The sequence below is a fragment of the Indibacter alkaliphilus LW1 genome, assembly GCF_000295935.2.
In the GTDB taxonomy this organism is placed as follows: domain Bacteria; phylum Bacteroidota; class Bacteroidia; order Cytophagales; family Cyclobacteriaceae; genus Indibacter; species Indibacter alkaliphilus.
Genome location: NZ_ALWO02000056.1, coordinates 16,066 through 27,401, shown reverse-complemented (window position 1 = coordinate 27,401; position 11,336 = coordinate 16,066). Strand labels below are relative to the sequence as shown.

Sequence of the window (11,336 nt, the reverse complement as noted above, 5' to 3'; positions counted from 1 at the left end):
AATCGAACCGTATTATCCAGGGTCTACAGTTATGCAAATATTATCACTAAAAAGATAATAATTACAGTCGATTCCATCCATGTAGGAGACTACCTCTTTGAAGGCTCCCACAAATTCATTGGCTTTTTGGGACACCCTTCCTCCGTTTGAACTTAATACAGCGTCATTTTCAAAATCAGTCAAAATTTCCCTAAATCCAAGAACATCTAAAAAACAGACAATCCTTTTTTGGTATTTTATTTTATTTTGCTCCATTGAAAACTGATTTAAAAAGTTTTAAACCCAATAAGATATAAATAATTTACAAAATAGTTAAAAAATGTATTGCCTCTAAATTGATTTTTCCAAAAAAACCATTTTAACTTAAAAATCTACCTAATAATCTATTTTTTTTTCGTTCAAACTCTTATCTCCTCTCCTGTTTTTAGTCCCCTCGAAATGCCTTCGCCAAAACAGCCTGAGGCAATTGGTTAACCTCAGTTTTTTTTAAGCCAACTATATTTATTTTACAAAGAGAATAGGTTAATTAAATATTCTACAACTCATATGGGATAATAAATTGATTTGGATCTGTAATAAACTCAACCCTAATGTGTTTCTGTTCAGTGATCGGGATCAACTGAAACAACCTTTGTTTTATGGTGTCAGGATACATATCTTGAATATAGATTGTTCTAAGATTTCCCATAGATTCAAGAATCTCTTGGTCAATTTTCCTATTAAAGAAAGGAATTGAATATCCAATAATTACAAGAGTTTGGCATCCGGAAATTTCCTGCTTCAAATGATTCATTAATTCATTAAAGTTTTCATCTTTTTCCCAAGCAAATGACATTAGTGGTTTAAAATTTGGAGATTCGAGATTATGACAAACCTGAACATAATCATCAATAAGATTTCTTAAGAAATCGCTGTCATACTTTTTATCAGATCGTTTAATCAAGTTAGATTTTGTTCCATTTCCACATGAAAAACTTCCTGATGTTCCATTTATCTTTATTACTTTAAATTTATCCTTTTCGTAATGATTCAAGTGATTCTTATGGACCATTCCAAGAAATGCTTCTTGTACTTCAATATCTGGATGTTCACTATATTCTCGAAAAGCCAATTCAAATTGATTGTCATAATTCCAACTTACAATACAGATATCTTTCGGTAAATCTCTTATAGAACTACCAATTATGGAAGATATAAATTGATCATACCTTGGGTCAACTTTATATTTTGTCTGAAGAATTGAAAAAAATAGCCCCGTTGAAGATTTTAATCGGTTAAGTTCCTCCGCTTTCTTTTTTACAAATAACTTTTTTGCAAAAGTATCAATACTCGCATGCTTCGCTGATTCTGTATGTAGCCATGATAAATCTTCAATTACATATTTTATTCTTTCTAGATCTTTTTCTTGAAGAGTCTCCAACTCTTTAAGATTCGATATATCCTTTATGACTTCCTCTAGTTTTGCAGGAATCTGAGAAACTATTGGTAGTGTATGTGCACTTGCACCTGCTCCTATTAAATAAACTATTTTAGCCATGGGTTAAGGATTTTTTTCGATGAATAATCTTCCTTTATAAGATATCCGAAAGTCACTATGTATATCCTGTTCAACCAGCTCTTTTTCTAACAAAAATTTATTTAAGTCATCTTTGAGCTTATTGCTTATTTCAATCCCCTCTGCAAATAGAATCCATTCTATGGGGAAAAAATATTCCGGGTCTAATTCAGCTAACTTTAGAAGGAAGTAAAAAGCTAAATTGCTAAAACCATCCGTTCTATTTCTGAAATCAGATTTTTTCCTATGAAAAGCATTAACAAATGGAATTAATCTTAAAAAATGCACTAAAAAATTAACCCTGTTATTTCTTTCATTTTCCAGCTGCCGTTGTTTTTCTTCATTTGTTTCTTCCATACCATGATACCAAATACCTACAAAAGTTGAATGTTTAAAAGAATGGTAATTGTTTTCTAAGAAGGAATCAGAATTAAAAAAATGCTTTTCGAAAAGAAACTTAATCGAAGAATCAATTTCATTTGACCTAATTTTACCTTTAGTTTCAATTTGAAATAACAGAGCATCCAAATCCTCTTTAAGGTCTTCGATATTAGATTTTAATTTTAGATCTATCATGACTTAATAGTTTTATCATGGATTCCATATCCCTTTTTCGGCTCCTCCGCCATCAAGCCCTCACTCTCCTCCACCACATACTCCTTCACCTCCTGACTTACCAACTCCCCCCGAAAAGCCTTCGCCAATATCGCCTGAGGCAATTGGTCAATCTTTATAAGAATAAGGAATTCAAATTCCAGATATGAAAAATTGGATTGGGTCATGAGGTAAAATGATTCTAGAAAATAGTAATTGCCAATATATTGAAAACAGCTTATCAAAAAAATGTAAAAAGTAGAAAAAGGCTTATTTGAATTGCTTAGCTTGAATAAAATATCCTCGACTTGAATTTTTTAGCATCATGGATCAGATGAAATTGAAGGCATGTTTCACTAAATCCTATTTTGCCATGCTCGTTATCAATTACAATTTGGGAGAGAATAGCCGGACAATTATTACAGATGAAAACAATTAAAACACACCAGGATTGGGTCTTATTTGCAGAAGAATCTGATCCATTAGAAATCCTGGAATCCGTTTATGGCTTGAGAGACTTTGCCTTGATGAAAAAGCGCATTTTTCAACTTATTGAGTCATCAATTTCCAGAAACCCAAAGCCTAACTTTAAGAAAGACCCTTCTTATTTGGTCTATTTCTCAAAATTAGTTAGTGATGCTATTATTGGTCTCTATCTATTGGAAGAAAAAAAGGCTGATTTTGGTCATCTCAAGGGTAAGTACACCAACAAAGTCATCCAGAAAATTTATAAAAAGACAAACTGTCCGGGAAATTTTCCTTGGGTGTTTTACCCATATTCTTTAAACAAAAAAGAATTGAATGACCCCATAAAAACCTTAACAAAAATCCGAAAGGCTGTTGACCTGGAAGTATGGTTAGATTTCATTGAGCAGTGTGTCCATAATTGTCTGGCATTTGGGTTTGAACCCGAATGGGAAGGCTATAACTTTCAAACAGCATGTACCTATTACCTTACAAAGCTCTATGACATTGGACATTTGATTTATGCTACGGAAACTGAATTTGGTAGAAAATACATATAGAACTGACTTAAAACAATCTTAAGTCGCCACAGCTAAAAATAATAACTGCTTAACACCACATAAATCAAAGTATTTGTTGCTCCTTGTTTTAAGAGATACACATCTTTAGACCATTAGAGGCCAGGTGAATATTCATGGAAGTTTAAACTTGAGAATATTTAACCTTTGACCATTGCTTTACCAATCCAAATGCATTTCTACAGCATTTTTTATTGATTATATAAATGCTCTTAGATTGCTTTTAAAATCAACTATCTATACAATTGACATTTAGGAATTTATCCTTATCTTCATAGTTCACTTTAAACAAACACTGATATGGGAAGAGTAAGAGGCACACTTGCATCAGCCATTGAAGGCAGGATTGGTAACCTGATTTTTTATAAAGTGGACGGAGTGACCTATGTCCGCTCCGCACCGGGCAAACAGTCCAAAGCCAAAAATGGTATAAAGGGAAAGTAATCCTGTCCGATTCGGTCTATTTGGGAGAGATCTGACATTTTGAATCCTTTATGTAATACATCATAATTATCCACTTTCTTGCCAGTAGAACCTAAATGGTGGAATGAACCTATGGTTTCAAGCCAACCCCGATAAACCGGGACAGGTTATCAATGAATAACTTGTCCACCTAGGTGGATCCAACCTCCCTTCGGCAGGCAGGTACCTAATAGTATAGTGTTGATCTGGGCCCCTAACTAGGGCATGCTGACAAACGCCAACTGAAGAATAAATTCTTTAAATTTTGATGAACATCTCGTTCTTGAGACTTTTTCAGCAAGCCCTAATTAAATTGGTAAGTGGTCTAATTGCGGATATACATATAATACTTAACTAAAATCTTTATTTGATTAAGGATTCATACAACTTAAATCATAAAACCAATCCTATCAACTTTGCTTCGACCATAAATTTGAGAAAGTATCTGAATAATTAAATCCTAGTTAATATTTGTTCCAAAGACTTGTCATTATCTATTTGCAACCTACTTCTAAGTCTATAACGGGATTTATAAATTGAATCAATTGATACTCCAAGAAGGTCTGCCATTTCCTTGCTACTGTAATCCAATCGGATAAGTGTTGCCAATCTCAACTCTGCATTGGTTATATCGGGAGCTTTATTTTTTACATGGGAAATATAGCCCGGATGAAGTCTCTCAAATAGGCGCTTGAAAGCCAGCCAATCGTCTTCTGTAAGGATTTTGAGTTCATTGATTTTTTTTAAATCCTCCTGCACATCTACCTGATGTTGTAAGGCTGTCAACCTACTCTCAAAAACGGATAATAACCTGGACTTTTCAAGCAAGTTAGCTTTTTGGAGTTCCATCTGTTTTTCAATAGATTCCCTCTCCAGGTTTAATCTTTTGTTTTCTGCCAGTGCCAACTGTCTTGCAGCATTCATTTTATTTCTGGCCACAAAAGCCAAACTGACCAAAACGATCAGCAATGCTCCAAAAATGACAAAAAGTGTATTTCTCTTCTGTACCAATTGTGCTTTTTCCAATTGTACCAGTCTCAATTCCCAATTCGCTTTTTCGTTGTCCATACGGAGCTTCGAAATATTTTGACTGCTCAACACCGCAATATATTGAAGGGAATCATTTAGGGATTTATATTGATTGAAATAACTATCTGCTCTTCTATTGTCAGAATTAATTCTGTGGTATTCTGAAAAAACCCTCAGCGTTTCTACCAAATAAAACTTTGTCTGCAGCAAGTAAGTGTTGGTGGAATTGTACAAATTCTGTTCGGCCAGTATCAGATTTTCCAACGCCTTTTGGTTTTGGTTTTTATTCATATAAACTCTTGCCAAGTGAGTTGCAGCATAGGCTGCTACATTTTTTTCAGTTTCACTGCATGTCTCCAAGGCATTTTTCAAAAGGCTTTCTGCCTTTTGCAGGTCTCCCAATTCTAAATAAACCTGTCCCAAATAGGCGTTATTGATTCCGACCCAAAGCCAATTTTCAAGTTCTTTTGCTTTAAAATCTGTTTCTTCCAAATAAACTTTTGCATTTTCAAAATCCATTTTGCGGAGATAAGATTGTCCAAGTGCATTTATCAAAATCAGATCATTACCAATGAGGTTTATTTGGCCAGAGTAACCACCATTTATGGCTTTGACAAAATATTCAATGGCTACGTCATAATCCAGCAATTGAAAAGCCAATCCACCCAATTCGGCATATTGATTGGATGCGACTTTGTCCTCGGAAAATTCCTGAAACACTTCCATTGCGTCAAGGCAGTTGGCCATGGCAAGATCAAAATAATGATCATCAAAATAAAGCTTGCATATATACCATCTTGCATTGGCAATGAGCATTTCATTTTGGGAAAAAAGACTATGTTCTCTGAGAATTCTGATAATTTCATCCTTATCCAAAAGATTGGACCTGTTGAAATACCGGTACACCATTAATTTGAAAGTAAAAAAGCGTACTACAAAAAAGTGATCTTCATAGTCCATCGAAAATTCTATTTCCTTGATTACTTTGTCCAAATAATCAAACCCTTTGCCTTCATTATTATAGAACAGATCTCTCAAATCTTCAAGATAAACATCCTCTTGGGAAGAGAATATATGTTTGAATGAGTGATGACTTGATTGACCCAGCACCTCAATGGATAGGCAAAAAATCAAAACCAGAAATACGCAAAATGATCTAAACACTTTTAAGCTGATTAATAGTAGATTATACGCAGATCAATCTACTCTAATCTCGCTAAATTTAGGTAGATTTTCACATAAATCTTGTGAGAATCTACCTCCACTGTTAAAAGAATTTATTCTCTTCTTGAAAAAAGAATATTTATATTTCCGAATGCATGATCCTTGTTTTATTTACTCACTCAAACTAAAAAACCACCTACCGAAACAGCAGGTGGTTAGTGGGTTTTACTTATGCAAAGTTTTGAATATCAGTGAAGGTTAAACCGGATGGGCAACTGATAAAAAGTCTCTACTGTCTCACCTCCCATTTCCGCGGGATACCAATTGGGCATTTTTCTGATCAGGTCCAAAGCTGCCTCATCCAAAATAGGTTTACAGGAAGATTTAATGGTAGCATCTTTGATTTCACCCTCTGGAGTAATTCTGAATATCACCTGTACAGTACCTTCCAATCCTTGTCTAATGGCAAGCTCCGGATACTTCAGGTTTTCAAGGATAAAGTTTTGCAATGCTTCCTGACCACCCATAAATGCCGGTGGAACCATTTCCATGGAATGGATTTCAGGTTCTGAATCTGAGTCTTTATTCATGGCCAACAAAGACACATTATCCTGTGCCATGATTCCTGGCGATATCATGAGCGCAAGAAGGCTGATTAGTGTGATTTTTAAGTTTCTCATAACAGGCTGTTTTTAGTGGTAAAAATGTATTTGACATAGTGTTTTTTGTCAAACACTAAATTAGTCTGTCTTTCATGATTGGACTAAAAACCAATTAGGACAAAATCCTGACAATCGCTCCACCCTTTAAAATTGTATATGGACAAAAATTGGACAATCAGATTTTTTCTGATATAAAAGCCTCCAAGGAGCTCTCATTAGGCAGGCTGAGCCTGGAACGCAGCCTATAGCGTGTTTTATAAATACTATCAGCGGATACACCTAACACTGCTGCCATTTCTTTGGCAGTGTACTGTAACTTGATCAGAGTAGCCAATCTCAGTTCGGCAGTGGTAATATCAGGAGACATTTTCCTGAGTTTCATCCTGAAACCAGGATAAATCTTATCAAAAAGTTCCTTGAACTCCTGCCAATCATCTTCCGTGACAATTTTGAGGTGGTTGATTTTGTCCAGGTCTTCCTGCACAGTTACTGTGTTTTCTACTTCAATTAACTTCGCTTCAAACTGACTGAGCAATTCCGTTTTTTCCATTAGATTTTTCTTCAGCCTGTTGAGCTGCTTTATGGCAGCCAACTTTTCCGCATTGAGTTTTTCAGCTTCTGCCAAGACAACTTGCTTTTCCAGCTTCAGCCTTTTGTTGCGCATATTAAACCACCCTATAAAAATCACACTGATAATAAAGATAGATCCTATCAGCAGGTTATCCCTCAAAACGATTCTGCTTTTTTCAGATTCTGACAGTTGCAAAGCCAAGCCTGCCCTTTCATTTTCCAGACGGAGCATGGCGATATTTTTACTGCTCAGAATGGCCATGGTCTGAATGGAATCGTTCAGGTTTTTGAATTTTGCAAAATGGAAATCCCCTTCCTTTTGGTCTCCTATGGATTTGAAATAATCTGCCTTGAACAGATACAGATCAGTAAGGTAAGACTTGTTTTGGAATCTCATTTTGTGGTCAAATTCTTCCAGTACCTGCCTTGATGCCTCCAGATAATATCCTGCAGAATCCAAATTTTTCTCCAACCAATAGAGTCTCCCTAGCCAGGCCTTGGCATATCCATTGATATTTTTATCTATACCATTACTTTTATCTACAGCATTCAGGAGCATTTTTTTCGCCTCATCCAACCGCCCCTGCTGCACATATACCTGACCGAGAAAACAGTCATTGATCCCGACCCAAATTACCGAATTGTACCTTTTGGATTGTTCTTTAGATGCCAGCATATATTGCTCTGCTTCCTCAAGCATACCTTTTTTGAGGTAGGCCTGTCCAATTGCATTGACAAACCTTGCCTGATAAATCCTATCCACGGTGTCCAACCTGACATCATTTCCCAAAGCGAGTTTGGCAAATTGAATCGTGTTGTCATAGTCCTGCACGATAAAGCTTAATTGGGAAAGAAAATAATAGTACTCATAGAGGTATTCGGACGGAAGTTGGTTTTCAAAAATCTCCAAGGCCTCCAGGCATTTGAACATAGATTGGTCATAATTGGAAAAATTGGTATGCAAAGTACCTTCATTCCAGGTTGCCTCAGCAATCAGCTGTATATCCCCGGATTTTTTGGCAATGGTTAACATTTCACTCATCAGGGAATCAGCCAATACTTCACTTCTGGAATTGGTATTGGTGACTCCTTGGGCTTTGAGGGAAAGAAGTCTCATCTGAAAACCTGGGTCATTTGTAGGTCCAAGCTCTTCAATTTTTTTCACCAAGCTGTAATATGAAGAGGAATCAGCATCTGGAAACCTCAATAAAAACTTCCCCAAGACTCCGAAACCGTCATACTTGATAGACTTCATCCTCTCCACATATTCAAGCATCTCTTCATCTGAAGGAACGGAATAAGCAATGCGCTGACCAAATACTTCTTTCGGAAAAAAGAAAATCACTGTAAAAAATAGCAAACAAATATGCCTAAATAGGGACATAATATTCAGAGGGGTAGGGACATAAGCAAGATATCAATTGCAATTTATAAAAAGTTAAATATTCCCAAAAACTTAGCTTTTCGTATGCCGTTCCAAGGTAATAACTTATTTTTCGATTACTTAAGCCAATCTATGAAGACCGCAACGAAAAAAGCCTTTGTTATCAGCTTTTTAGCTATACTTTTCGCCCTCGTTTTGCACGACATTTCTGCACAGGGCATCAGGGGAAGCATTACTTCCAAATCAGGTGATGCACTGCCATTTGCGTCCATTTACATCAGAAATACAGGAGATGGTGTTCCGGCCAACCAAAACGGAGACTATGAAATCAAACTCAAGCCGGGTTATTATGATGTGGTCGCCCAATACCTGGGTTTTGCCACACAGGTAAAGACTGTTGAAGTGAAAGATGGCTGGGCCACCTTGGATTTCGGACTAGAGGAACAGACTTACGCGCTACAGGAGGTCGAAGTCAAGACTGGACAGGAAGACCCCGCTTTGACCATCATGCGCAAAGCCATTTCCAAAGCCAAATTCCACAGGCTACAGGTGCAGGAATACAGCATGATGGTTTACTTGAAAGGAACCGGAAAATTGACCAATGCCCCCTTTTTCCTTAAAAAAGAAATTGAAAAAGACGGATTCAAATTAAATGAAGCCTACACTTCCGAATCCGTATCCAAAATCCACTTCCAACAACCCAATAAGGTGGAAGAAACAGTCATCAGCATCCGGACTTCCGGGGACAATAATCAAACCTCCCCTGCCCCATACATTGCCACGAGTTTTTACAATCCAAAAATCAACGAAGCTATTTCTCCTTTAGCTCCATCTGCTTTTGCTTACTACAGATTCAAATATGAAGGCTCCTTCATAGAAGGTGATGTGATGATCAATAGGATCAGGGTTACGCCACGATCAAGAGGTGAGAGGGTGTTTGAAGGGCATATTTATATTATTGAAAATCTCTGGGCCATTCACAGCCTGGACCTAAAGACTTCCTTATTAGGCTTCCAGATAGGTGTACAACAACTGTATCAACCTGTGGCTGAAAATGTATGGATGCCCTCCACCCACACTTATACTTTTGGAGGGAAATTCTTCGGTTTTGCCGGGGAATTCAAATACCTGGCCTCTACCAGGGATTATGACATCACCCTCAATCCTGACCTTATCGTGGAAACTACCATCATCGACGAAAAGATAGATGAGGTTCCCAAAGACATCAAGTTGGACAAGAGCCTATCGGCCATGGAACAAATGGCTCAATCTGAAAAGCTCACCCGTAAAGATTTCAGGAAATTGGTCAATGAATACGAAAAAGAAGCCCAAAAAGAACGGGAAGAGGCTGATGTACTTTCGGAGAGAACATATAAAGTCGACTCCTTAGCGACCAAAAGAAGCCTTGCCTATTGGGACAGCATCAGGCCTGTGAAATTGACAGAAGAAGAAATCAAAGGATACCAGAGAGACGACAGCCTTGCTGTCATCGAAGCAGCAAAAGAATCCAAAGTTGATTCTGTAGCCCGAAAAGCCAGGAGGAAATTCCAACCCCTGGATATAGTCACTGGAGGAGCCTACGATTTTGGAAAAGGAAGAAGGCTTGGCTTCCGCAATAACCTGACAAAATTTTCTTTCAATACAGTGGAAGGCTTCAAGGTAGGTTTAGGTGCTTACTATAGGATTTCCAGTTCGGAAAAAATGGCTGACTCGGTAAGCCGTCACACCAGGTCTTTGACTTTTAGCCCGGAATTCAGGTACGGATTTGCCAGCAAGCAATCCTATGGCACCTTGGATATCCGTAGGGCCATTACCAAAGAAGAAATGGGACTGACTTTCGGCTTGACCGGAGGCTCTTACATCTTCCAGTTCAATGCCGACAATCCCATACAGGAACAGGTGAATGCCCTTTATTCCTTATTGCTGCGACAAAACTACATGAAGCTGTATGAGCAGGATTTTGCCAAAGGCTATCTCTATCACCGGGTCAACGACAAAGTCACTTACCGGACTACCTTGACCTATGCCAACAGGAGGGAACTCTTCAACAATTCTGATTACAGTTGGTACAACAGACCTGAGCGTGTCTACACGCCCAACCGTCCTGAAAATGTGGAGGCCTCCCCTGAAAATTTTGAGGATCATCAAGCTTTGATCGGGGACATTTCTTTGGAATGGAGGCCGGGAATGAAGTATTATATCAGAAATGGAAGAAAAAGACCCATTTATGAATCCGCCCCACTGATCAATCTGAAGTATTCCAAGGGTTTTGGCTCTGTACTCAACAGTCCCGGGGCTGCTTCATTTGACCGCTTGGAGGCCAATCTGGAACATTTTTTCAATTTTGGAGTGAGTGGCAAACTTGATTTCAACCTGACCGCAGGTACCTTTCTGAACAACTCGCAAGTGTACTTTATGGATTTCAAACACTTTGGCGGCAATAGAACCATTTTTGCCAATATGGGGGTTGCAGACAATTTCAGATTTCTGGATTATTACCAATATTCTACACAGAGCCAATATGTTTCAGCCATTGTCCATTACCAGTTCAGAAAGTTCCTGTTCACCCAGTTGCCCATGTTGCGTTTTTCAGGTCTAAGGGAAAACATCTTCTTCAACTACCTCAAGACCGCTGAATCGCCGCACTATTGGGAAGTAGGCTATTCTTTGGACAACCTGTTCCGGATTTTCCGATTGGAAATGGGAGCAGGCTTTGAAAACAGCAACTTCCAAAGGGCCGGTGTCAGGTTTGGGATAGCGAGCTTTATCAATATCAGTATGGGAGATTGAGATTAGAAAGGATGAAGGGATGAATTACGATTTACGAGGGGCATGTCGGTCGGTAAGTTGAATGTGATGCCAAATGGGAAAAA

Annotated in this window: 10 protein-coding genes; 3 read left to right on the top strand and 7 right to left on the bottom strand. The window is 37.8% G+C overall.

The window, feature by feature from the left end:
* Positions 1-12: 12 nt before the first annotated feature.
* The 4 genes from A33Q_RS21440 to A33Q_RS21425 form a co-directional block, all read right to left on the bottom strand.
* Positions 13-255 (bottom strand): hypothetical protein, encoded by a 243-nt coding sequence (locus A33Q_RS21440; RefSeq protein WP_016255728.1) that lies wholly within the window; start codon positions 253-255, stop codon positions 13-15.
* A gap of 280 nt (positions 256-535) precedes the next feature.
* Positions 536-1,537 (bottom strand): hypothetical protein, encoded by a 1,002-nt coding sequence (locus tag A33Q_RS21435; RefSeq protein ID WP_009036371.1) that lies wholly within the window; start codon positions 1,535-1,537, stop codon positions 536-538.
* A 3-nt stretch (positions 1,538-1,540) separates the two neighbouring features.
* The gene (locus tag A33Q_RS21430; RefSeq protein WP_009036372.1) at positions 1,541-2,131 is read right to left on the bottom strand and encodes a hypothetical protein; all 591 of its coding nucleotides are present in this window, start codon (positions 2,129-2,131) and stop codon (positions 1,541-1,543) included.
* Positions 2,128-2,337, bottom strand: coding sequence for a hypothetical protein (locus tag A33Q_RS21425; protein ID WP_009036373.1), 210 nt, complete (start codon positions 2,335-2,337; stop codon positions 2,128-2,130). The genes A33Q_RS21430 and A33Q_RS21425 overlap by 4 nt, the downstream gene beginning before the upstream one ends.
* 237 nt (positions 2,338-2,574) lie before the next feature.
* On the opposite strand from A33Q_RS21425, the gene A33Q_RS21420 reads away from it, so the two are divergent.
* Entirely contained in the window at positions 2,575-3,174 is a 600-nt protein-coding gene (locus A33Q_RS21420) for a hypothetical protein (protein ID WP_009036374.1), read from the top strand.
* 318 nt (positions 3,175-3,492) lie between these two features.
* Positions 3,493-3,636, top strand: a complete 144-nt coding sequence (locus A33Q_RS22270) for a hypothetical protein (protein WP_016255726.1) — start codon at positions 3,493-3,495, stop codon at positions 3,634-3,636.
* A 471-nt stretch (positions 3,637-4,107) separates the two neighbouring features.
* On the opposite strand, the gene A33Q_RS21415 is transcribed toward A33Q_RS22270, so the two are convergent.
* From A33Q_RS21415 to A33Q_RS21405, 3 genes are all read right to left on the bottom strand, one after another.
* A complete protein-coding gene (locus A33Q_RS21415; RefSeq protein ID WP_009036375.1) occupies positions 4,108-5,847 on the bottom strand; it encodes a hypothetical protein in 1,740 nt (579 codons plus the stop codon).
* A 248-nt stretch (positions 5,848-6,095) separates the two neighbouring features.
* Positions 6,096-6,527, bottom strand: coding sequence for an energy transducer TonB (locus tag A33Q_RS21410; protein WP_009036376.1), 432 nt, complete (start codon positions 6,525-6,527; stop codon positions 6,096-6,098).
* Positions 6,528-6,684: 157 nt separating this feature from the next.
* On the bottom strand, positions 6,685-8,463 hold the full coding sequence (locus A33Q_RS21405) for a hypothetical protein (RefSeq protein WP_009036377.1): 1,779 nt from the start codon (positions 8,461-8,463) through the stop codon (positions 6,685-6,687).
* 132 nt (positions 8,464-8,595) lie between these two features.
* Here A33Q_RS21405 and A33Q_RS21400 point away from each other — a divergent pair, with 132 nt between their 5' ends.
* Positions 8,596-11,253: a DUF5686 and carboxypeptidase regulatory-like domain-containing protein gene (locus A33Q_RS21400; protein WP_009036378.1), complete on the top strand. Its 2,658-nt coding sequence runs from the start codon at positions 8,596-8,598 to the stop codon at positions 11,251-11,253.
* Positions 11,254-11,336 lie beyond the last annotated feature (83 nt).